General features: G+C 57.8%; 21 protein-coding genes. 9 read left to right on the forward strand and 12 right to left on the reverse strand.

Annotation, left to right across the window (positions count from 1 at the left end):
- Window positions 1–7: 7 nt before the first annotated feature.
- Window positions 8–328, reverse strand: a complete 321-nt coding sequence (locus QEZ52_RS13680) for a hypothetical protein (protein ID WP_406644928.1) — start codon at window positions 326–328, stop codon at window positions 8–10.
- On the opposite strand from QEZ52_RS13680, the gene QEZ52_RS13685 reads away from it, so the two are divergent.
- A complete protein-coding gene (locus tag QEZ52_RS13685) occupies window positions 327–1013 on the forward strand; it encodes a M48 family metallopeptidase (RefSeq protein ID WP_406644929.1) in 687 nt (228 codons plus the stop codon). The genes QEZ52_RS13680 and QEZ52_RS13685 overlap by 2 nt on opposite strands.
- Window positions 1014–1017: 4 nt before the next feature.
- Here the strand turns inward: QEZ52_RS13685 and QEZ52_RS13690 are convergent, their stop codons facing one another.
- From QEZ52_RS13690 to QEZ52_RS13700, 3 genes are all read right to left on the reverse strand, one after another.
- A complete protein-coding gene (locus QEZ52_RS13690; RefSeq protein WP_406644930.1) occupies window positions 1018–1557 on the reverse strand; it encodes an RSP_2648 family PIN domain-containing protein in 540 nt (179 codons plus the stop codon).
- A gap of 11 nt (window positions 1558–1568) precedes the next feature.
- A complete protein-coding gene (locus QEZ52_RS13695; RefSeq protein WP_406644931.1) occupies window positions 1569–2762 on the reverse strand; it encodes an RSP_2647 family RNA methyltransferase in 1194 nt (397 codons plus the stop codon).
- Window positions 2763–2838: 76 nt separating this feature from the next.
- Window positions 2839–3603, reverse strand: coding sequence for a DUF6778 family protein (locus QEZ52_RS13700; RefSeq protein WP_406644932.1), 765 nt, complete (start codon window positions 3601–3603; stop codon window positions 2839–2841).
- 196 nt (window positions 3604–3799) lie between these two features.
- Between QEZ52_RS13700 and QEZ52_RS13705 the strand changes: the two genes are divergently transcribed.
- A complete protein-coding gene (locus tag QEZ52_RS13705; RefSeq protein WP_406644933.1) occupies window positions 3800–4192 on the forward strand; it encodes a RidA family protein in 393 nt (130 codons plus the stop codon).
- 26 nt (window positions 4193–4218) lie between these two features.
- Here the strand turns inward: QEZ52_RS13705 and QEZ52_RS13710 are convergent, their stop codons facing one another.
- Together QEZ52_RS13710 and QEZ52_RS13715 are read right to left on the reverse strand one after the other, a co-directional pair.
- Entirely contained in the window at window positions 4219–4497 is a 279-nt protein-coding gene (locus QEZ52_RS13710) for a hypothetical protein (RefSeq protein ID WP_406644934.1), read from the reverse strand.
- On the reverse strand, window positions 4484–7279 hold the full coding sequence (locus QEZ52_RS13715) for a glutamine-synthetase adenylyltransferase (protein ID WP_406644935.1): 2796 nt from the start codon (window positions 7277–7279) through the stop codon (window positions 4484–4486). Before QEZ52_RS13715 ends, QEZ52_RS13710 begins: the two co-directional genes overlap by 14 nt.
- A 142-nt stretch (window positions 7280–7421) precedes the next feature.
- Between QEZ52_RS13715 and QEZ52_RS13720 the strand changes: the two genes are divergently transcribed.
- The gene (locus QEZ52_RS13720; RefSeq protein ID WP_406644937.1) at window positions 7422–7895 is read left to right on the forward strand and encodes a YbaK/EbsC family protein; all 474 of its coding nucleotides are present in this window, start codon (window positions 7422–7424) and stop codon (window positions 7893–7895) included.
- Between the two features lie 99 nt (window positions 7896–7994).
- Here the strand turns inward: QEZ52_RS13720 and QEZ52_RS13725 are convergent, their stop codons facing one another.
- Window positions 7995–8126 (reverse strand): hypothetical protein, encoded by a 132-nt coding sequence (locus QEZ52_RS13725; protein WP_406644939.1) that lies wholly within the window; start codon window positions 8124–8126, stop codon window positions 7995–7997.
- A 199-nt stretch (window positions 8127–8325) separates the two neighbouring features.
- Here QEZ52_RS13725 and QEZ52_RS13730 point away from each other — a divergent pair, with 199 nt between their 5' ends.
- The 3 genes from QEZ52_RS13730 to QEZ52_RS13740 all read left to right on the forward strand — a co-directional run bounded on the left by QEZ52_RS13730 (window position 8326) and on the right by QEZ52_RS13740 (window position 10174).
- Window positions 8326–8742 carry a DUF2852 domain-containing protein gene (locus tag QEZ52_RS13730; RefSeq protein WP_406644940.1) on the forward strand — a complete coding sequence of 139 codons (417 nt, stop codon included), beginning with the start codon at window positions 8326–8328 and terminating at the stop codon, window positions 8740–8742.
- Between the two features lie 63 nt (window positions 8743–8805).
- Window positions 8806–9237: an RDD family protein gene (locus QEZ52_RS13735; RefSeq protein ID WP_406650484.1), complete on the forward strand. Its 432-nt coding sequence runs from the start codon at window positions 8806–8808 to the stop codon at window positions 9235–9237.
- Window positions 9238–9352: 115 nt separating this feature from the next.
- Window positions 9353–10174 carry an arginyl-transferase family protein gene (locus tag QEZ52_RS13740; RefSeq protein ID WP_406644941.1) on the forward strand — a complete coding sequence of 274 codons (822 nt, stop codon included), beginning with the start codon at window positions 9353–9355 and terminating at the stop codon, window positions 10172–10174.
- A gap of 281 nt (window positions 10175–10455) precedes the next feature.
- On the opposite strand, the gene QEZ52_RS13745 is transcribed toward QEZ52_RS13740, so the two are convergent.
- The 3 genes from QEZ52_RS13745 to QEZ52_RS13755 all read right to left on the reverse strand — a co-directional run bounded on the left by QEZ52_RS13745 (window position 10456) and on the right by QEZ52_RS13755 (window position 14968).
- Complete coding sequence (locus QEZ52_RS13745; protein WP_406650486.1) at window positions 10456–12810, reverse strand: TRAP transporter large permease subunit; 2355 nt, start codon at window positions 12808–12810, stop codon at window positions 10456–10458.
- 17 nt (window positions 12811–12827) lie between these two features.
- On the reverse strand, window positions 12828–13763 hold the full coding sequence (locus QEZ52_RS13750) for a TRAP transporter small permease subunit (RefSeq protein WP_406644942.1): 936 nt from the start codon (window positions 13761–13763) through the stop codon (window positions 12828–12830).
- Window positions 13764–13885: 122 nt separating this feature from the next.
- Window positions 13886–14968 (reverse strand): TRAP transporter substrate-binding protein, encoded by a 1083-nt coding sequence (locus tag QEZ52_RS13755; RefSeq protein WP_406644943.1) that lies wholly within the window; start codon window positions 14966–14968, stop codon window positions 13886–13888.
- A gap of 252 nt (window positions 14969–15220) precedes the next feature.
- Between QEZ52_RS13755 and QEZ52_RS13760 the strand changes: the two genes are divergently transcribed.
- Together QEZ52_RS13760 and QEZ52_RS13765 are read left to right on the forward strand one after the other, a co-directional pair.
- Window positions 15221–16648, forward strand: a complete 1428-nt coding sequence (locus tag QEZ52_RS13760) for a cache domain-containing protein (RefSeq protein ID WP_406644944.1) — start codon at window positions 15221–15223, stop codon at window positions 16646–16648.
- A gap of 17 nt (window positions 16649–16665) precedes the next feature.
- Window positions 16666–17310 (forward strand): response regulator transcription factor, encoded by a 645-nt coding sequence (locus tag QEZ52_RS13765; RefSeq protein WP_406644945.1) that lies wholly within the window; start codon window positions 16666–16668, stop codon window positions 17308–17310.
- A 145-nt stretch (window positions 17311–17455) separates the two neighbouring features.
- On the opposite strand, the gene QEZ52_RS13770 is transcribed toward QEZ52_RS13765, so the two are convergent.
- Together QEZ52_RS13770 and QEZ52_RS13775 are read right to left on the reverse strand one after the other, a co-directional pair.
- Window positions 17456–17731, reverse strand: a complete 276-nt coding sequence (locus QEZ52_RS13770) for a DUF6455 family protein (protein WP_406644946.1) — start codon at window positions 17729–17731, stop codon at window positions 17456–17458.
- A 210-nt stretch (window positions 17732–17941) separates the two neighbouring features.
- The gene (locus QEZ52_RS13775) at window positions 17942–18793 is read right to left on the reverse strand and encodes a hypothetical protein (protein ID WP_406644947.1); all 852 of its coding nucleotides are present in this window, start codon (window positions 18791–18793) and stop codon (window positions 17942–17944) included.
- Window positions 18794–19189: 396 nt separating this feature from the next.
- On the opposite strand from QEZ52_RS13775, the gene QEZ52_RS13780 reads away from it, so the two are divergent.
- Window positions 19190–20941 (forward strand): acetolactate synthase 3 large subunit, encoded by a 1752-nt coding sequence (locus tag QEZ52_RS13780; protein ID WP_406644949.1) that lies wholly within the window; start codon window positions 19190–19192, stop codon window positions 20939–20941.
- Window positions 20942–20953: the final 12 nt, after the last annotated feature.

Below are 20953 nucleotides of genomic sequence, written 5' to 3' on the forward strand. Positions count from 1 at the left end.
ATTTCCCCTATTTATTGGGGGAATTTGCCCACCCCGCACAATCCATTGTTTCCAAACAGAGAACACTGGCAAACAGGGCGGCAAAGCGGGCCAGCCGGCACATTGAGGTCATAATCACGACAAAATTGATGAACAATCTGGAACCAATTTCGCAATTTTCGAAAGATTGTAAATCAATTGTCGCGAAATAGAGCCGTTGTTGCTTCGAATCATTCTCAAATTTGACGCGTCGGGGCCTGTCGCCACATTCCCGCCCCTTTTCAGTCAGCGCACCCGGCAGAGGCGGATGGCTTGCCTCTTGGGGCCAGCCATACCATATCAGAGTCATGCTCAGATTAACCCCCATCCTGCTGGCCGTTCTGTATGCCGTCATTATGTACCGCTTCTCGGTGTGGCGAACCCACCGCGATCTTGATACGCGCTCGACAGAACTGGTTGACCCCAAGCTCAAGCGGCTGACCGACAAATTGGCGGCCGCTTTGGATCTGCCCCGGATCAAAGTGTTCATTTACGAAATCGACCCGGTCAATGGATTGGCGGCACCGGACGGGCGCATTTTCATCACCCGTGGGTTTTACCGCAAATTTCAAACCGGCGAGGTCTCGGGCGAGGAAATTTCATCTGTCATCGCGCATGAATTGGGTCATGTGGCCCTGGGGCACGCGCGCAAGCGCATGATTGATTTTTCGGGGCAGAATGCCCTGCGTACGGTTCTCGCACTCGTGCTCAGCCGGATCATTCCGGGTGTGGGAGTGTGGATTGCCAACGGGCTGACCACGCTGTTGGCTGCCCGTCTGTCACGCAATGACGAATACGAAGCCGACGAATATGCCGCCGCATTGCTGACAAAAGCCGGAATTGGCATCGGTCCGCAAAAATCACTGTTTTTGAAACTCGAAGAGCTGACTCAGGCCCGTGCTGGCGCAGCGCCAGCCTGGTTGATGAGCCACCCCAAGACCGAAGAGCGTATCGTCGCGCTGGAAAAACTGGAAAAACGCTGGCAGAACGCCTGAGCGTTCAGGACAACGCCTTGGCCAAACGCGGCAGGCGCGCCTTTTTTAGCAGCGGCCGCATGGCCCAGCCGCCCCCGGCCAGACGGTTGGCCGTGTTCAGCACATCCTCCCCAACCTTTTGCAGACCTTTTGGATCGCGCAGCCACAGGTCATAGAGTAATCCATCCGGGTCCAAACGATTCAGCCCCTCTTCGGCCAGCAGGTGTTTTGGGAAATCCTTGCGGTTCACGGTCACAATGCCATCCGCCGAACCGGCAACCGCAGCTGCCAGAACATGCACATCGGCAGCATCCGGCAACCACAACCGCGACTCGATGCCCGGGCTGGCGGCAACCTGGGACTGGGGCCATGCGACCCCCAGCAGTGCGATTTCGGATTGCGCCTGTGCTGCGCCTTCAGGGCCCAGTTTGACCGCAGCTCTGGACCATTCCTCGAGGATGCGCGCCGACCACAGCGGCTGGAAATGTCCCAGCCGCGCCGCGCCCAACAGCATCTCCCGCATCACGGTGGGATACAGAACGCAGGTATCAAGAACCAGTTTCACCGATCCAGCGATCACAGCCGGAAGAATACGGATTTCAGATATCCGCTTTCGGCCAGTTGTGGCAGTTGTGGGTGATCTGGCCCGGCATAACCGGTGTACAGCAATTGCCCGGACCGCCCTGCCCGTCCAATCCCGCGCGCCGATGCCCCCCGGAATCGGGACAGATCCGCCGCATGGGAACAGGAACACAGCCCCAGATATCCACCAGGTTTGACCAGCGGTGCAGCCAGCCGGGCAATCCGTTCATAGGCCCGCAGGCCAGCCTCCAGTGCTGGTTTCGACGGAGCAAAGGCCGGTGGGTCACAAATCACCACGTCAAATTGGGCCCCTTCTTCGGCGAGGGCCGCCAGCACGTCAAAGGCATCGCCCTGACGGGTTTCAAACCGATCTGCCACCCCCGAGGCCGCCGCCCCCTGTTCTGCCAGCGCCAATGCGGCCGCCGACCCATCAACCGACACCGCCCGGCCCGCACCTGCTGCCAGCATCGCCAGCGAGAACCCGCCCACATGCGAAAACACGTCCAGAACTTCGGTTCCCGGAGCGGCCAGTTGCGCAGCAAAGGCATGGTTGGGACGTTGGTCATAAAACAGGCCGGTTTTCTGCCCACCGGTCAGATCCGCCATATAGGTGGCACCATTCATCGGCACCTGCACCGGGGCGTCAGGGGCGGTTCCATGCAACACCCCGCTCACATCGTCCAACCCTTCCAGGTTGCGGGTTCGACCCGATGCGTTCTTGAGCACGGTGTCAACGCCGGTGACTTCGACCAGAGCCTGGGTCAGAAGGTCCAGATGCGCCTCGGCCCAGGCGGCGTTGGGTTGCACCACGCAAATCGCACCAAAGCGATCGATCACAATTCCGGGCAGCGCGTCAGCTTCGGCATGGACCAGGCGATAGAATGGCGCATCATACAGCCGGTCCCGCAACTGCAATGCACGGGACAGGCGGTCCACAAACCATGCCTTGTCCAAAACCGCTTCGGGATTGCGATCCAACATCCGGCAAAAAATCCTGGACCCCGGATTGACCGTGACCAGGCCCATGGGCGTCAGCGCCTCGTCCTGCAACACCGCCAATGCACCTGGAGCCAGCTTTTTGGTGCGCCGGTCTGTCACTATTTCGTTGTCATAGGCCCAGGGAAAGCCATGCCGGATGGCACGGGCGTTGGCCTTGGGTTTCATGCGTACAACAGGACGATCAGTCATTTTGGGGATCCGGACAAAAGAAAAAGGGCGCTGGTTTCAGCGCCCTGATACTTGCATTCCGATCCGGGGGGAAGGCTCAGAGATTATTCATCAGCTGATAGATCCCCAATTGTGCGTTCCTATAGCCTTCCTTGTTGGTCAGCTCCTGACGAATGACCTCGGCCAGATGGTTGGTGATCCGCACCTTTTGGGTCAGACCGCGCGCTTCGGCCAGAATGGCCTGCTGGCCACCAAAGGCATCCAGATCGGCGCGAACAGTGCGGACCGGGACGATCAACTGGCCGGTTTCGGCCTGGGTGATTTTCAGATCAAAGGTGATCGAATGAACACCACCTGTGGTGTACCGGGCCTTTTCGGTCAAAGCATGGAAACGGGTCACCAGAACATCGACATTGACGTTGACCGGTCCTGCCAGAGGCGTGACACCCCGGATAATCGAATCCTGAACGATCTTTTGCACTTGTGCGTGACGGTCCCCGATTGGGTCACCGCGCCACACGATGTCGCCGCGGGGCAAATAGCTGTTGCGCTCGGACACTTTCAACGACCGCGGCACACGCACCACGACATTGGCCACCGAAACCGGCGACTGACCGGCGGTGATCAGGGGCGACTGCGACGGTTCCCCGACGACGGCCAGATCCTGATGCAGGGCCTTGGCGACTGATTCTGCGGGCGGATAGTTCATCGCCAGCGGCTGGGCCTGATATCCATCGGGGGTGTCCAGAACCGTGCTTGGCAATTGTTCAAATGGAGCGTTCCGCGTGGGGACGTCGACTGCAGCACAGGCCGAAACGCCGAGTCCCAACCCGATCAGCAGCATGGTGCGTACAATTTTCATCGTCTCTCTCCTTGGTTGCCCCTGACATCTGCCGCCAGGAGGCCTGATTTCTCAAACCAAGAGATGCCCCTGAATTGAGGCGCAATTTAGACAAAAATTGTTCGAATTCGCGGTAATTGGGTATAGTTCGCCTAAAAATTGCGACCAACCCAATCGGCCTATATTGGTACAGTAATTCAGTAGAATAGGAAGAATAATGACCAAATACGCCATTTTCCCACCGGGATCCCATCAAATTTCGAAACAAATCAAGCTTTCGCCTGGGATTGTCTCGGGAAACCACGTTTTCCTAACAGGTATGACCGGAAGTCGTCCCGACGGAACCATGCCATCAGATGCATCAGCACAGTTCCGAAGCGCGTTTGACAAAATTGGCACGGTCTTGGCTGAGGTCGGCCTGACCCATGCGTCAATTGTTGAAATGACCACCTATCACGTGGGGCTCGACACGCATTTTGATCTGTTCAACGACATTCGGGCCGACTATGTGAGCGACCCATTTCCTGCCTGGACCGCAGTTGAGGTCGCCGGGTTGCGCCGTCCGGGTGCGATGGTAGAAATCCGGGTGATTGCCAGCCTAGAGGCATAGCCAGCCCCCAAACCTAAGACCTGCGGTCAGGTCCAATCCCGTTCACGGCTGCGCCAACCACCGCGGCGTTTGGGTTTGGCCATGGTTTCCATGCCCTGACGCAGAACGGCCGTCATCGGATGGTCAGGGGCCTGCGTACCATAGCGCTCCAGATACATTTCGATGGCGTCACGGCTGTCGTGTCCGGCAGGCAGGCTGAGCGCCCAATCCAGAAAGATCGAGCGACATTGGGCATCGCTGATCCCTTCGATAGTATAGGAATCCTGCATCAACCCTTTTGGGTCCAGTGGATCACCGTATTTCATCACCCAACTCCCGTTTCAGGGCCCCGTTGATCAGAGCCGCACATTGGGCATAGCGCCCCTCCAGTTCGGCCTGCAGCGCCTCCAACGTGTGATGGCCAGTGCTGCGACACAGGAAAGCAGCCCCTCCCTCACCCAGATGCGCCGCATCAATGGCGCGCCCGGACAACAGCCGCGCTGCGGCCTGTACGGACCAGAATAGGTTGTAGCTGTCGGTCAACGCCTTGCGTTCCGCGACATTCAGCCATCCAGTAGCGACCGCTCCGGCCAGCCCCGCCGGTACATCGCGCGCGCTGAGACCTGCCAAAAGCGCACCGGTCTGCGCCACCAGCTCAACATCCATCATCCGTCCCGCCCCCGGTTTGGCGTCCCAGACCCCGGCCGGGCTTTTGGCCGCTGACAGCCTGTTGCGCATTTCTGACATCTCTTTCAGCACCAGCCCCCGCTCTCGTGGCCTGGACAGGAAATTCGATCGGAAGGTTTCGATATCAGCACACAGATCGGGGCTGCCTGCGACAACCCTGGCGCGGGTCAGCGCCAAATGTTCCCACACCCAGGCCTCGTTCTCCTGATAGTGGGTAAAGCTGGCCCAACTGGTCGCAACCGGTCCCTGTGTTCCCGATGGGCGCAACCGCATATCGACCTCATACAACCGCCCCTGCGCCATAGGAGCCGTCAAGGCCGTGACCAAAGCCTGCGTCAGGCGCGCATAATAGGGCCGCACCAAAAGCGGGCGTTTGCCGTCAGACATTTCTGCATCCAGCGGATCATAGATCACGATCAGGTCCAAATCGGATGTCGCGTTCAACCGTTCGGACCCCAACGACCCCATGCCCAGAACTGCGGCTCCGCGACCAGGCATCGGGCCGTGTTTGGCCGTGAACTGCCCAACGACATAGGGCATCAGGGCCACAATGACTGCATCGGCCAGTTCCGCATACTGGCGCCCTGCATCTTCGGCATCAATGAGCCCGCGCAAATGATGCACACCGATCCGGAAATGCCACTCCTTGCACCAGCGTCGGCAGGCATCCAGGCGCGTTTCATAGTCGGCTTCTGCCTCCAGCAAGCTTTCCAGTTCATGCCTCAGAATTTCGCGTCCCGGCCACTGCGCAAAGAAAGACCCACCGATCACAGCATCAAATACAGCCGAATTGCGCGACAGATGTTCTCCCAATGCGCGCGAAGTTCCAACCACATCGACCAACAGATCAATGAGATGGGGGTTGGCCTCGAACAGGGAAAACAACTGTACCCCTGCAGGCAGACCCGCCAGGAACCCATCCAATGCGGTCAGGGCCTGGGCCGGATTCGCCATCCGGGCGATGCGCGACAACAGCTCTGGCTTGAGACGTTCAAACACCTGCGCCCCCCGCGCCGAGCGCAAGGCGGGATAGGTGGGCCAGCGTGCCAGAATGGACGCATCCAGTTCTTGGGGCACTTCGACCTGGGGACGCGCCTGTGCATCGGGCGCAAAAAAGCCTTCGGTCAGTTCATGGACCTCGTCCAGTCGATCACGAATGTCCGACTGCATCTGCACGGTATCAACCCCCATCAAACAGGCAATCCGTTCCAACCCATCGTCGGATTTTGGCATGCGATGGGTCTGGGCGTCGTGAATCATCTGAATCCGATGTTCGACCTCGCGGTGCGCGCGATAGTGACCGGTCAGCTTTTCAGCAACTTCGGGGGGAACCCAGTTTTTGGCCGCCAGCGCCGCCAGACCATCCACAGTTCCACGCACACGCAATGCCGCATCGCGCCCACCTGCGATCAACTGTCGGGTCTGGGTAAAAAACTCGATCTCACGAATGCCACCACGGCCCAGTTTCATGTCGTGACCCGGCACCCTGATGGCACCGCCGGTGCCCTTGTTCTCGCGAATGCGCAGGCGCATGTCGTGGGCATCCTGAATAGCAGCAAAATCCAGATGCCGCCGCCAGACAAAGGGGCGCAGGGTTTTGAGAAATTTCTCGCCAGCTTGCAGATCTCCGGCGCAGGGGCGTGCCTTGATATAGGCGGCGCGTTCCCAGGTCCGCCCTAGGCTTTCGTAATAGCGTTCCGCAGCCTCCATCGCCATGGCCACCGGCGTGACCGCCGGATCGGGGCGCAGGCGCAAATCCGTCCGGAATACATAGCCGTCGGCGGTTTTCTCGCTCAGCGCGCTGCACATGTTTCGAGTGGCCCGCACCATGCCCTGACGGGCTTCGTAAAAATCATCCGGGTCAAACCTGGTTTCATCAAACAGACAAATCAGGTCGATATCCGAACTGTAGTTCAGCTCATAGGCACCCATCTTGCCCATCGCCAGGATGGTCATGCCGCCGGCTGTTTCGACGTCATCCGGGGTCAAGCCGGGCAGCTTTTTACGCCGGATCAGGGTGGCGATCTCGGCTTTGATTGCCACGTCAGCGGCCAGGGCTCCGAAATCGGTTAACGCGCCCGTCACTTTCTCCAGCGACCAGACACCGGCGATATCGGCCAAAGCCGTCAACAGAGCCAGGCGCCGTTTGGCCTGTCGCAGGCCAGGTTTGATCCGATCGGGGGGCAATGCGCGAGCTTCAGCAAACACCTGACTCAGTGCAGCATCCGGATCGTCAAAAGCAGGCGCGATCCAGGCCGCTTCGTGGGTGATCAGTTCACCCAAATAGGGGCTGCTCCCGGCCGCTCCGGCAATCAGAGCCGTCAAATCGGTCGACAGCCCCGGCACTTTGGCCGCGGCATCCGCCCCCAGATCGACATCAAATGGGCGGGGCAAGCGGGTGATTTCAAACGTGTTCGACATGGGCGCAGACTGTGCCTTGTACCCGGGGGCGTCAATGCGGCATCCCGTGTACAACAACGGATATCCCGCAAAAATTGTTGGTGCCTCGGTACAAATTGGGATTGACTGAGGCACGGATCAACACGGAACAGGTGACACCATCATGAGCAAAAGCCTGAAACGGGTGCGCGCCGCGCTGGACACCGCGGGCCTGACCCCCACGATTGTTGAAACTCGGCAATCGCGCACTGCCGTCGAGGCCGCACACTCCGTGGATTGCGAGGTGGATCAAATCGTCAAATCCATCGTGTTCAAGGGAGAAACCAGCCAGCAGGCCATCCTGTTCCTGACTGCCGGTGGCAATCAAATTGATGCGGCCAAGGCGACGGCGTTGGCCGGGGAGCCTCTGGTCAAGGCGGATGCTGCGTTGATCCGCAGTCAGACCGGGTTTGCGATTGGCGGGGTCTCACCGATCGGACATCTGAACCCGATCCGTGTCTTTATGGACCCACGGCTGAATGATTTTTCCACCATATGGGCTGCAGCAGGTACGCCGCGACATGTGTTTTCCGCCGCGCCGGACGAAATCCGGACATCAAGCGGTGCGGTCTTGGCGAATTTCGTGATGAACGGCTAAGACACACACGTCCCAAAAATGTGGCGAGCGCACCATCCTGATGCGTTTTGACACGTCCTTAGGTACGTTTCGAGGCATCAAAGGCGTTTCAACTGGGTATCAGCCACCCAGAAATTGCCAACCGGCCCGCAGGATCGGGACCCATAACAGGACACCCGCCGCCACGCCGGGCAAGATCCACCATCCATCCGTAAATTGTACCATTTCGCTGCTGCCTGACTGCGGGTTCATGGTTCCCTCTCATGTCCCGGGGTTTAGCCTAGAAAATCGAAAAAGTGTTTACAGAACCTTAACGACGCATCCCAGTGGCTGAAAATCGCCTATAACGGGTAATGTAAAAAACTTTCACATCGCCCCTTGCAGGACCGGGACCGGAACCCAATATGAGTAATGTGAAAGACATTTACATACCCAACCCGGAGAAAGCGAAATGAACACCCTGACCGACACCCACCCTGTACAGACCAACGCTGGTTGGTTTGCACGCAGCGAAGCCTGGCTGGACAGCAAGGGCAAAGGTGCCTGGATTGCCGCGATGGTTCTGGGCTTTGTGTTCTTCTGGCCGGTTGGCCTGGCCCTTCTGTTTTACATGATCTGGAGCAAACGCATGTTTTCGAAATCCTGCACCACACGGAAATCCTGGTCTCGCCATGGTATGTCCGCGATGTCCACAACCGGCAACAGCGCCTTTGACAGCTACAAGGCGGATACCCTGCAGCGTCTGGAACAGGAACAGCGCGATTTTGAAGCCTTTCTGGAACGTCTGCGCGAAGCCAAGGACAAATCCGAATTTGACGACTTTATGGACGAACGCGCCCGCGCTGCCGGTGCCGACGGCGAAAAATAAACCGATCCCTCCCGTCGCCCCCACATTGGGGGCGGCACCCTTTTCCAATTACAGGACCAGATGATGACCGCCTTGCCCGACCCACACAGCCACCCGCAGTTCTACGACTCGGTCCCTGCCAAACGCCTGTTTGCCTGGGTCGTTGATTCGTTGGTGATTTTGGCCATCTCCTTTGTGGTCGTTTTGTTCACGGCCTTTATCGGCCTCTTTATCTGGCCGTTGCTGTATCTGGTGGTCGGATTCGCCTATCGGGTCGTGACCCTGTCAAACGGGTCTGCAACCTGGGGGATGCGGGTGGCCGGTGTCGAACTGCGCGATGCGCAAGGCGACCGTCTGGACGGGTCGATGGCCCTGTTTCATACTGCGGGCTATACGATCTCGTTGGCCTTTCCGCTGATTCAGGTGGTGTCGATCATAATGATGCTGACCGGTGCCAGAGGCCAGGGCCTGACCGATGCCTTTCTGGGCACTGTCGCGCTGAACCGCAGGGCGTGACGTCAAAAAGGCCCAAATTCACGCCTCTCAAACCATGAGCTGCCAATGCCACTTGGCGGCTCAAACAGCGGTTGCTATCATCCCCTAACCCGAATGAACAACCCATGAGCCCCGTATGCGTCACACGCTGCCGATCGCGCCGCAATTCTATGTCACCGCTCCGCAGCCTTGTCCTTATCTCGAGGGCAGGATGGAGCGGAAGTTGTTCACGGCTCTTCAGGGGGACAATGCCGAACAATTGAACAACAGCTTGTCACAACAGGGATTTCGGCGCTCGCAGAATGTCCTGTATCGCCCATCCTGTGCCGAATGCAGCGCCTGTCTGTCGGCCCGTATCAATGTTGCCCAGTTCAAAATCACCCGCAGCCAGAAGCGCACGATGAAACGTAACGCGCATCTGAACCGGCGTGCCACATCCCCCTGGGCCACCGAAGATCAGTTTGCCCTGTTTCGACGCTATTTGGACACCCGTCACGCAGATGGGGGCATGGCCGACATGGACGTCTTTGAATTCGCCGCCATGATTGAAGAAACGCCGATCCGCAGCCGTGTGGTGGAATATGTGGACCGCGACACCGGCGGGCTGACCGCGGCATCGCTGACGGATGTGCTCGATGATGGGCTGAGCATGGTCTATTCCTTTTATGCCCCTGATCTGCCCCAGCAATCGTTGGGCACGCATATGATTCTGGATCACATCGACATCGCCCGCGAGGCCGGGCTGCCATATGTCTATCTGGGCTATTGGGTGCCCGGCAGTTCCAAAATGGGCTACAAGGCGGGATTCTCCGGGCTGGAGATCTATCATGGGCGCAAATGGCAACCAATGACGGACCCAGCCGCTTTTGCATCGGCGGCAAAAACGCTGACCGCCGATCCGATTGCCGAACAGGTTGCAAATATCCAATTGCCCGACCGGCGCATAACCAAGAGCTGAAGTACCCATCGTAGATACGCCAAGCGCGTCCTGCCGATTTCAGTCGGCCAGGATGGTTGCAACGTCAAATCTCTCGCCGTTAACATAATCGGCGACTGGCCGCTCTCAGGGGGAATGCATGTTGCACCAGCGGTTCATGACAACGGACATGGCCCCTGCCAAAGCACCACCATAATCTTTCGCGGCGCAGTACCAGAGTGAGCCACCCCCTCGCACGAGGGGCTGCACATGAAAAAGGGGGCCGATTGGCCCCCTTTTTTGCTTTGTCTGCGATCTCAGGATCAATTCGGGATCAAATCCGGCACGATGGTGACGATCGACGGGAACAGCCACAACAACGCCAGCCCCCCGACCTGAATCAACACAAATGGCAAAATCCCACGATAGATGTGACCTGTCGTGACTTCCTTGGGTGCCACGCCGCGCAGATAGAACAGAGCAAATCCAAAGGGCGGCGTCAGGAACGAGGTCTGCAAGTTCACAGCCACCATGATGGTCACCCATTTCGGATCAAACGACCCGCCATAGATCACCGGGCCCACAATGGGAATCACGATGTAGATGATTTCCAGGAAATCGAGCACAAAGCCCAGCACAAAGAGTACCAGCATCACGATCAAGAAGACCGTGAGTTCATTGTCGAAGCTCTTGAGGAACTGCTGGATATAGTGTTCGCCGCCAAAGGAGATCACCACCAGGTTCAGCAATTGCGACCCGATCAGAATGGTAAAGACCATCGACGTTACCTTGGCCGTTTCGCGGACCACCGGGCTCAGAACTCCGCCCGAGAACAGCACCCAGCAGCCATACAGCAAACCAAACAGCGCATAGAGATAGGCACCATAGGCACCCAGGAACGCGATCCAGCTTTCGACGCTGACGCCACCCTGGTTGATCCGCAGGTCAAAGTTCACACCGATCAGGATACAGATGATCACGGCAAATGTGGTCATGATGATCACCTGACCGGATCTGCCTTCGTCCTGAAGCTTGCGATAGGCTGCAAGCATGATGGCCCCACCAGCCCCCAGCGCCGCAGCAGGCGTCGGGTTGGTGATACCTCCCAGGATTGATCCAAGAACGGCGATGATCAGAACCAAAGGCGGGAAAACCACCCGGATCAGGTCATTCTTGGTTGCGCGCAGGGCCGCTTCCTTGCAGCCATAGATCGCCAATGCCGCCGGCAAGGCCAGCATCAAAACAGTGCCCCCCGGCGAGGTGGTCGGTGCAACCAGAAACGCATCGACCAACGCCATCAGACCCACACCGGCTGCGCCGATAATCAGCGGCTTGGGATCACCCGAAGGCGAGATCCCCCGACCCAGCATCAGGGTTAGCCCCAGCAACACCATGATCACCGAAACCCCAACACCAATCGGAGCCGCGGCAGCGATCTTGGCCGTGCGGGCCGCGACCAGTTCGTCTTCGGTCAGTTTCGCAGCCTGAGTGACACCGCCGGCGGCGTCGATTGCCTCCTGTTCGGCGATGGCTTCGTCCCATGCCAATTGGCCGTGCAACTCAATCATCGAGGCGCGGCACTCGTCCCCCACATTGGTTCGCAGGCTGGCCGATTTGGAACTGTCCGAAAAGGCCGAGACATCAATATTCTGGCTGCCAATCACGCCAATGCTGCCCATCATGAACACACCGACCAACAGCGCGGCGGGGGCAAACAGGAACCAGGTCAGACCTTCGCCACGGGTGATGGGTTCATTGTCGGTTGGTTCTGGTGGGACGGCCGGGGCCTTGTCCGGATTCAGCAACGCATAGACAAAGGCATAAACCGCATAGAGCACCGCCAGCATGATCCCCGGCAGCAGCGCCGCCTGAAACAGGGTACCAACCGAAACCACGGCCGGTTCGCCCAAATAGGTCAACGCGTCCGAACACCCGGCTTCTTGAGCGCGGTTTTCCTGGGCCGTGGAATACAGGTCCCCGGCCAGGGTCCCCAGCAAAACGATCACGATGGACGGCGGAATGATCTGCCCCAAAGTACCTGATGCCGCAATAACCCCTGTGGCCAGCTCGGGCGAATAATTGTTGCGCAGCATGGTCGGCAATGCCAGCAGACCCATGGTGACCACTGTGGCCCCCACGATGCCCGTCGATGCCGCCAGGAATGCCCCCACCACAACGATAGACACGGCCAGACCGCCGGGCAGCGGGCCAAACACGCGCGCCATGGTAGTCAGCAGATCGTTGGCAATTTTCGAACGTTCCAGGGTGATCCCCATCAGAACGAACATCAGCACCGCCAACAGGGTTTCGATTGACTGGCCCGCCAGAACCCGTTCATTCATGCGGTTGACGATGAACGACACGTTGCGATCCAGCGCGACTTCCCAGCCGCGTGGAAAAACAGGTTCGGCAATCCGTGGCAATTCCGGGTATCGAAACACCGAAATCACATCCGGTTTGATGCCGGAATTCACCAGATCCCGATAAGTTTGCGATGAAGTATCTATCGCCTGGTGGATCAGCAACCCGGCGCTGTCCAACGATGCAATGATACCAAACGAGATGATGCCCGCCCCCCCGATGGCAAACGCCACGGGAAAGCCCGACAAAATGCCTCCGAAGAGACAGAAAAACACGATCAGCAGGCCGATTTCGACGCCATCAAGACCGAATAGCATAGTCATAGTCCTCGTTCTTAATGGGTGCCTTCATAGGCTTCTTCACCTTCGCCAAGACTATCCTTGTCGAGGTATTTGTTTTCACTTCCTTCGCCTTCGACGAACTCCAGAAAGGAGCGATAGAAGAATGCGATGGCGTGCAGGAAAACCATGCCAGCAAAACAGATCAGCAGGATTTTGAACAGGAAATAGCCGTTGAACCCATTTGGACTGAACCCGATGGTTTCCACGTTCCAACGCAGCGCGCGCGATTTCATGACCAACCGTTCAATGGTGTCACTGGCCGAGGGTTTCGGCACGATCAGATGACGCCACATGAAGAACCAGCCATACATCCAGATCAGGACAGCAGCCGGCATCATGAAGAACAGCGACCCGAACATGTCGATCACTTTCTTTGTGCGGAAACTGACACCGGAATAGATCAGGTCCACCCGCACATGCCCGCCCTGCACAAAGGTGTAGGTGGCACACAGGCAGACGACCATGGCATTATACAGCTTCAGCTCTTCGGCGAACCAGCTGATGTCCATCTGCAACGGGATGCCAAAGCCGAACGACATGTCCGGCCGGGCAAAGACGCGCTGAATAAACACGATCACGATCTGCTGGATCACCATCAGCAACCCGGCCCATGCAAAAAACCGCCCGACTGTATTGGCAAACCCTTCGAGCCCGCGCACCACTGCCCACATGATCTGATGACGCATCATCCCCACGATGGTCACAATCAGAAAGGCGGTAAAGACGACAAAGAAAAACTCGACCGATCCACCATAATAGACGAACCGCATGATCGACTGTTTGTCCGACCAATCCAGCCACAGCTGAGGATTGGCGACCGCATAGCCCAAATTGTAAAAGGCAAGACCGATATTCTGGAACATCCATCCCAGCCCTTCGGTCAGGGCACCGATCGTATCGGCAAAGGAAAGACCACGTTCTTCCTGCATTCAATCCCCCGGTATGTCCTTGCAGTCATATGGTCAGCGCCCTGGCGCGCTCCGTTGCTGCAATTGGAAATGGATCCCCCACCCACCCGGTGGAGGATCCCAATGTGATGGTCTTGGACAGATCAGCCCAGAACGCGATCACGCTGTGCGCGATAAACGCCTTCGGATTTGACCAGCCAACCGGAGGACGCCGCCATGGAAGCTTCGACGCTGTTGCGGATACGCGCAAACAATTCGTCGCCCATGTTTTCGTCCAAGGTTTCCTTGGATGCCTTGCCGAATGCATCCCAGACACTGTCAGGGAATTCCATGACCTTGACGCCACCTGACTGCAGACGCTGCAGTGCTGCACCGTTGTTGTTCAGGAATTGTGCCAGGTTCCACTGGTGCGCTTCTGCCGAAGCGATTTCGATAATCTTCTGATGCGCGGGGCTCAGGCTATCAAAAACGTCCCGGTTGGTCGCAACCGACAGACCTGCACCAGGCTCGTGGAAGCCCGCAGTATAATAGGTCTTGGTGATTTCCTGGAAACCAGCCTTTTCATCCGCCCAGGGACCGATCCATTCGGTGCCGTCGATCGCACCCGACGCCAACGCCTGATACACTTCCGATCCCGGAATATTCTGAACCGAAGCGCCCAGTTTACCCAGCGCCTTGCCACCCAGACCCGGCATACGGAATTTCAGACCGTTGAAATCTTCGGGGCCATTGATTTCCTTGGAGAACCAACCGCCCGCCTGCGCGCCGGTGTTGCCGGCCAGGAACGATTTCAGGCCAAAGATCTGACCCAGTTCGTCATGCATCGCCATGCCATCGCCATGGTAATACCAGTTCACCAGTTCCTGCGCTGTCATGCCAAATGGCACAGCCGTAAAGAAGGCATAGCCCGGGTGCTGGCCAACAAAGTAGTAGTCGGCACCGTGATACATGTCCGCCTGGCCCGAAGACACAGCGTCAAACACTTCAAACGCACCCACCAGTTCCCCGGCGGCCTTGATGTCCACTGTCAGTTCGCCACCCGACATTGCGCCGATATTATCGGCAACACGCTGTGCTGCGTCGAACACACCGGCCAGGCCACGGCCCCATGTGGTTACCATGGTCAAGGTCCGCTTGCCCTGTGCATAGGCCGGCGCGGCCAGCGTGGTTGCAGCAGCGGCTGTGCCGCCCAGTGCAGAAGTCTTCAAAAAAGAACGACGATCCATCAGAGTATTTCCTCCCCTATTATTGCGTACAGCCTGAACTTTCGCCCAAGCGGATCGTTGCAAGTGGCGTTAGCCTAGCGACGGAGGAAATGTTGTGAATACCTAGTACTACGTAGAAACCGCGTTTTTTGACCTATTCAAAAGTGATGTTGCGTAATTTCGAGTTCACAGGGAGGATTGTAACAGGTCATTTTGCCCAATCTGGACCGCAGGCTTTGATTTTCGGGTCTCGATTGCGTAACGATTCGCCACATGTCCGTGTTCAACCGTGTTTTTCGCCCAACCTATGGGCAAATGATGTCTCTGCTGGCAACGCTGCCGTTGATCGTGGCGGTTGCAGCGATTGCAGTTCTGGTGGCTTATCAGTCCCGTGCTTTGGCTGAGCGCGAGATACAGGCACTGGAGCAGCAGTTGCTGGCCGCCAAAAAGGCCGAGCTGCGCAACTACGTCACCCAGGCACGCAACGGGTTTTCCCATATCTACGGTCGCGCCGCGCCTGATGATCAGTCCGCCAAAGACAAGGTCACCCAAATTCTGGCCGCGATGATCTATGGCCAGGACGGGTTCTTTTTTGTCTATGACTATGACGGCACCAATCTGGTCAGCCCGCGTCAGACCGAATTTATCAACCGCAATTGGGAAGGGTTAACCGACAGCAGCGGCACGCCGGTGGTCGATGAATTCATCAATCTGGCCCGCCAAGGTGCCGGGTGGCACTCCTTTATGTGGGAAAAGCCATCAACCGGACAGGAGGCGCAGATGGTGGCCTATGTTGTGGGGCTTCAGGATTGGCGATGGGCCGTGGGAACCGGTGTATTCATTGACGATGTGCTGGGCTCGGTTGCGGCGGCGCGGGCCGAAGTCGAAGCCCGTGTTCAACGGACATTTGTCTATATCGGTGCGATTGCGTTGGTGGCGTTGTTGGTGGTGTTCGGGTCGGGGATGTTTCTGAACCTGCGCGAACGCCGTCTGGCGGATGCCAAGCTCAAGGAACTGACACAACGGGTATTTGACGCCCAAGAGGAAGAACGCGGACGTGTGGCGCGCGAATTGCATGATGGCATCAGCCAGATCCTGGTGGGGGTACGGTATGCGCTGGACAATGCCCGGCGACGGTTGAGCCGGGGCGAACGTGACGCAGCCCAGGCCCCCCTGGATAAGGGGATCGACAACCTGGGCACCGCCATTACCGAGGTCCGCCGGATCAGCCGCGACCTGCGCCCCGGGGTGCTGGACGATCTGGGGCTGGGCCCGGCGCTCAAGGCGCTGACGGATGATTTTGCCGACCGCACCGGTATCGAAACCGAATTCAATACCGTGGTGTTCCGCAACCGGTTGGATCAGGACAGCAAGATCGCGTTGTATCGGATCGCGCAGGAGGCATTGACCAATATCGAACGCCACTCTGGTGCCACACGGGTCACCATCGACCTGCGCGGTCATGCCAAGGGCGCAACCATGCGGATCGCGGACAATGGCAGCGGGCTCAGGAAATCTGCCTCTCCGACCGGGACCGGGCTGGGTCTGCGCAACATGCAGGAGCGGATCGAACAGCTTGACGGAGACTTGCGAATTCTGGCATCACGCGGGGCACAAAGCGGCACGGTCATCGAAGTCCGGCTGCCGCTCAGCCATCTGCTGCCCCCAGGTGACGAGGCCGGTTCGAAACGGGTCTCGTGAGAGGAAAGGGAAACGGCATGTCGAGCCCGATACGTATCCTGATCGTGGATGACCACCCGATGGTCGCCGAAGGAATCCAGTCGATCCTGGAGAGCTATGACGACATCATGGTCGTTGGCACGCTGAGCGATGGACAGGCAGCGGTGGATCAGGCAGCGGCATTGGCACCGGATGTTGTATTGATGGATCTGAACATGCCGGGGTTGGGTGGTTTGAGCGCCACGGAAATCCTGCTGGAACGCCTCCCTGCGCTGCGGATCCTGATCCTGTCGATGCATGACAGCCCTGAATATATCTCGACTGCGCTCAGCCATGGGGCCATGGGCTATGTTCTGAAAGATGTTCCCACGGATGAAATCAAGCTGGCCATTGATACGGTGATGCGCGGCGAACAATACCTGTGCACCGGTGCCAAAGGGTCGCTGAAACCCAAGGCCGGAGAGACGCGCGAAGCGCTGACCGGGCGAGAACAGACCATCCTGCTGGAGCTGGCCCAAGGCAAATCCAACAAGGAAGTGGCACAGACTCTGGATATTTCGGTGCGTACTGTTGAAACCCACCGCAAGAATATCAAGCGAAAGCTGGGGATATCATCGACCGCCGGGCTGACCCGCTATGCGTTGGAACATGGGGTTCTGCAAGGTACCGGTGTCGGGTTATAGCGTCAACTTTCGGCCTGCCCCCCGCACAGCAGGGCTCCCGCCCGGCATCACAGCTTTTTTCAAAAGCGGCTCTGCCCGTTGGGCCAGGCAGCACCCGCAGCCATTGGCTGCGGGTGCTGTGGGATCGACCTCAAAGCGTTCACGGTCAGACAGCGGATCGCAGAGTGTCCAGGATTCCCTTGTTGCGACAATAGTCAGGTGTTTGTGTCGCGGTGCCGTCCTGTGCGGCGACCCAGCCTTTGCAGGCTTCAACCTGGGTGCACCGGGTACAGCGGAACACCAAGTCCCGGTACGGGAAGAACCGCAGTTCATCCCTGAGAACAGCCTTGCCCATATCCACCCCGATAGAGTTGGCCATGGATTGCATCAGTTCCGAATGCTGTTCGTATTTCTCGGCGAGCTGTTTCTGCACAGGGATCATACGGTTCTCCTCCTCGTTTGGTCTTTGGGAATGCAAAAGGCGCGCGGGGTTGCCCGCAAAATCTGAGCCAGATTTGGGTCCAGCGTCTCTTGTTGAACATGATCCAGATCAACTGAGGGTAAATATTTATCTCATAAAGAAAATCACCCTACTTGATGCGGAAGCCCATCCACAGAGTTTCAAACCCAAGATTTGCACGCCCATCCTGGATCAATCGCGCAGCGTATCGACCCGCAGCCCTGCCCGTTCCAGATGATGCGGCAACACCCTGCCGTATAGCTGCCGGGTGCGTTCCACGCTGCCGCACATGTTCGCCGTTTCAGCAAAGGAGAATATCCCGACATAGCGTTTGCGCGCACCACGAACCGGCGTCACACGATGCAAAGAATAGCGCCCCCGAAAGATCTGTAGATCTCCGGGCTGCAATTCCAACTGACGCACCTGAGCATTGTTACCTGCCAAAACCCGCGCCACCGCATCATAGTTTTCGTTGGTCGGGCTGCGCACCATTGGGGCGTATTCAAACTGCCCGCCCTCTTCGGCATTTTGAATCGCCAGGGTCACAGTGAAATTGTTGGTGTCGAAATGCCAAGGAAACCCATCGCCGGTTTCGACCATATTGATGATCACATCTGCCAAAGGGTCGTCATAGCGAAAAAACCGATCCTGGGGTTCGTCCAGAGCATCGCGGATGAACGCCATGAAATGGGGAAATTCATAGATCCGCCGCAGCGGGCTGTCGGCTCCAAAATTATCCGCGGGAATAAAGGCGTTGGACCGGTCGTAGAATTGGCGCGCCGGATGATCCAGGGGCAGATTGGGGTCTTCCGTCCCGAAATAGGCATTGGTGCGGGTAAAGGAGCGATGCCCCATCGGGGCCACTTGATCGGCTTCGGCGACCAGATGGGTGGTCCCTTGGTCATGAACGAACCCCGGCAGCACGGCACAGCCGTCCTCCTCCAGGTCGCGCCGCACATCTGCTATCATGCGCTGATATGCCGGAGATCCCGGGCGATCCATCGGATAGCGACCCAAATCGACAAGATCACAAATCTGGCTCATCCCCCACCCTCTTTCGTCGCCTATTACAGAGGTCATGGTGAGCATGATTTTCACCAGCTTCTGTGCCATTTCAGACATCGCCATGGCGGTTTTTGACCAAACTCAAAGATTTTCCCGGCTCAATTTCGCGGAAATTTCGTCGCACCCCCCTATGCACGCAAGAAAATGTCCCAAACCGCCCCAATTTCGCACCGATTGGCGGTTGACGCCTCTGCCTGTCGCCCATAATGTCCCGCCCAAGCATAAAGGAGCCTAAGGCCATGATGAGCCTAGTCGTAATCGTAGGAACAATGCGCATGGGCCGGTAACGGTACACCATAATCGAACCCATGCGCCTCCGATCAAAATCGGGGGCTTTTTTTATGCACAAGACGATGTCGCGGATGGAGCAAGCAGATGACACGTGAAATGACCGGCGCAAAGATGATCGTCCAGGCCCTCAAGGACCAGGGTGTGGACACCGTATTCGGGTATCCCGGCGGCGCCGTACTGCCGATTTATGACGAAATCTTTCTGCAAAATGACATCCGCCACATTCTGGTGCGTCACGAACAGGGCGCGGTCCACGCCGCCGAAGGGTATGCGCGTTCGACCGGCAAACCCGGTGTTGTGCTGGTGACATCCGGCCCTGGTGCGACCAATGCGGTAACCGGGTTGACCGACGCACTGCTGGATTCGATCCCATTGGTGGTTCTGACAGGTCAGGTTCCGACCTTTATGATCGGCTCGGATGCGTTCCAGGAGGCGGATACCGTGGGTATCACCCGCCCCTGCACCAAACACAATTGGCTGGTCAAAGACACCGACAAGCTGGCCAGCACGCTGCACGAAGCATTCCACGTTGCCATGTCGGGCCGTCCGGGTCCGGTTCTGGTGGACATCCCCAAGGACGTGCAATTTGCAACGGGTGATTACCAGAGCCCCAAACCGTCCGTGTCCCATTACCAGCCCCGGGTCAAAGGCGACCTGGAGGAAATCACCGAACTGGTGGCCGCAATCGAAACCGCGGAACGTCCGGTATTCTATACCGGCGGCGGCGTGATCAATTCCGGCCCGGCAGCCAGCCAACTGCTGCGCGAACTGGTCGAAGCAACTGGCATTCCGATCACCTCCACGCTGATGGGCCTGGGTGCCTATCCGGCGTCCGGCAAACATTGGCTGGGCATGTTGGGAATGCATGGTCTGTACGAGGCCAACATGGCCATGCATGACTGTGACCTGATGATCAACATCGGTGCCCGCTTTGACGACCGGATCACCGGATTGATTTCGGCATTCTCGCCGAATTCGAAAAAGGCGCATATCGACATTGACCCATCGTCGATCAACAAGGTGATCCCGGTCGATATTCCGATTGTGGGTGATGTGGGCCATGTGCTCGAAGATATGCTCAAGATCTGGAAATCGCGCGGCCGCAAAACCAACAAGGAAGCATTGGTCAAATGGCAGGCCCAGGTTGGAGAATGGCGCAAGATCAACTGCTTGGCCTACACCAACTCGGAAAGCACCATCAAACCGCAATATGCGCTGCAGCGGCTCGAAGAGCTGACCAAGGGGCATGACCGCTACATCACCACCGAAGTGGGCCAGCACCAGATGTGGGCGGCGCAGTTTCTGAATTTTGACGACCCGAACCGTTGGATGACATCCGGCGGACTGGGCACAATGGGCTATGGGTTCCCGGCGTCGATCGGTGCGCAAATGGCGCATCCGGATTCTCTGGTGATCAATGTTGCAGGCGAAGCATCCTGGCTGATGAACATGCAGGAAATGGGCACCGCTATTCAGTACCGCCTGCCCGTGAAACAGTTCATCCTGAACAACGAACGTCTTGGCATGGTGCGCCAATGGCAGGAGCTGCTCCATGGGGAGCGGTATTCGCACAGCTGGTCCGAGGCCCTGCCCGATTTCGTAAAGCTCGCCGAAGCCTTTGGTGCCAAGGGTATCCTGTGCACCGACCCCAAGGATCTGGACGACGCGATCATGGAGATGATCGAATATGATGGTCCGGTAATCTTTGATTGCCTGGTCGAAAAGCACGAAAACTGCTTTCCGATGATCCCGTCGGGCAAGGCCCATAACGAAATGCTTCTGGGCGAGGCCGAAACCCAGGGTGTCATCCAATCCAGCGGTGCGGTTATGGTTTGACGACCGCGTTTT

This window comes from Aliisedimentitalea scapharcae, from assembly GCF_045277565.1.
Lineage (GTDB): Bacteria > Pseudomonadota > Alphaproteobacteria > Rhodobacterales > Rhodobacteraceae > Aliisedimentitalea > Aliisedimentitalea scapharcae.

Excerpts from the sequence above, each read along its gene's own strand:
- QEZ52_RS13685 (WP_406644929.1), top strand. The coding sequence starts at position 327 with ATGCTCAGATTAACCCCCATCCTGCTGGCCGTTCTGTATGCCGTCATT.
- QEZ52_RS13680 (WP_406644928.1), bottom strand. The coding sequence starts at position 328 with ATGACTCTGATATGGTATGGCTGGCCCCAAGAGGCAAGCCATCCGCCT.
- QEZ52_RS13695 (WP_406644931.1), bottom strand. The coding sequence starts at position 2,762 with ATGACTGATCGTCCTGTTGTACGCATGAAACCCAAGGCCAACGCCCGT.
- QEZ52_RS13700 (WP_406644932.1), bottom strand. The coding sequence starts at position 3,603 with ATGAAAATTGTACGCACCATGCTGCTGATCGGGTTGGGACTCGGCGTT.
- QEZ52_RS13705 (WP_406644933.1), top strand. The coding sequence starts at position 3,800 with ATGACCAAATACGCCATTTTCCCACCGGGATCCCATCAAATTTCGAAA.
- QEZ52_RS13710 (WP_406644934.1), bottom strand. The coding sequence starts at position 4,497 with ATGAAATACGGTGATCCACTGGACCCAAAAGGGTTGATGCAGGATTCC.
- QEZ52_RS13715 (WP_406644935.1), bottom strand. The coding sequence starts at position 7,279 with ATGTCGAACACGTTTGAAATCACCCGCTTGCCCCGCCCATTTGATGTC.
- QEZ52_RS13720 (WP_406644937.1), top strand. The coding sequence starts at position 7,422 with ATGAGCAAAAGCCTGAAACGGGTGCGCGCCGCGCTGGACACCGCGGGC.
- QEZ52_RS13725 (WP_406644939.1), bottom strand. The coding sequence starts at position 8,126 with ATGAACCCGCAGTCAGGCAGCAGCGAAATGGTACAATTTACGGATGGA.
- QEZ52_RS13730 (WP_406644940.1), top strand. The coding sequence starts at position 8,326 with ATGAACACCCTGACCGACACCCACCCTGTACAGACCAACGCTGGTTGG.
- QEZ52_RS13735 (WP_406650484.1), top strand. The coding sequence starts at position 8,806 with ATGACCGCCTTGCCCGACCCACACAGCCACCCGCAGTTCTACGACTCG.
- QEZ52_RS13740 (WP_406644941.1), top strand. The coding sequence starts at position 9,353 with ATGCGTCACACGCTGCCGATCGCGCCGCAATTCTATGTCACCGCTCCG.
- QEZ52_RS13745 (WP_406650486.1), bottom strand. The coding sequence starts at position 12,810 with ATGCTATTCGGTCTTGATGGCGTCGAAATCGGCCTGCTGATCGTGTTT.
- QEZ52_RS13750 (WP_406644942.1), bottom strand. The coding sequence starts at position 13,763 with ATGCAGGAAGAACGTGGTCTTTCCTTTGCCGATACGATCGGTGCCCTG.
- QEZ52_RS13755 (WP_406644943.1), bottom strand. The coding sequence starts at position 14,968 with ATGGATCGTCGTTCTTTTTTGAAGACTTCTGCACTGGGCGGCACAGCC.
- QEZ52_RS13760 (WP_406644944.1), top strand. The coding sequence starts at position 15,221 with ATGTCCGTGTTCAACCGTGTTTTTCGCCCAACCTATGGGCAAATGATG.
- QEZ52_RS13765 (WP_406644945.1), top strand. The coding sequence starts at position 16,666 with ATGTCGAGCCCGATACGTATCCTGATCGTGGATGACCACCCGATGGTC.
- QEZ52_RS13770 (WP_406644946.1), bottom strand. The coding sequence starts at position 17,731 with ATGATCCCTGTGCAGAAACAGCTCGCCGAGAAATACGAACAGCATTCG.
- QEZ52_RS13775 (WP_406644947.1), bottom strand. The coding sequence starts at position 18,793 with ATGAGCCAGATTTGTGATCTTGTCGATTTGGGTCGCTATCCGATGGAT.
- QEZ52_RS13780 (WP_406644949.1), top strand. The coding sequence starts at position 19,190 with ATGACACGTGAAATGACCGGCGCAAAGATGATCGTCCAGGCCCTCAAG.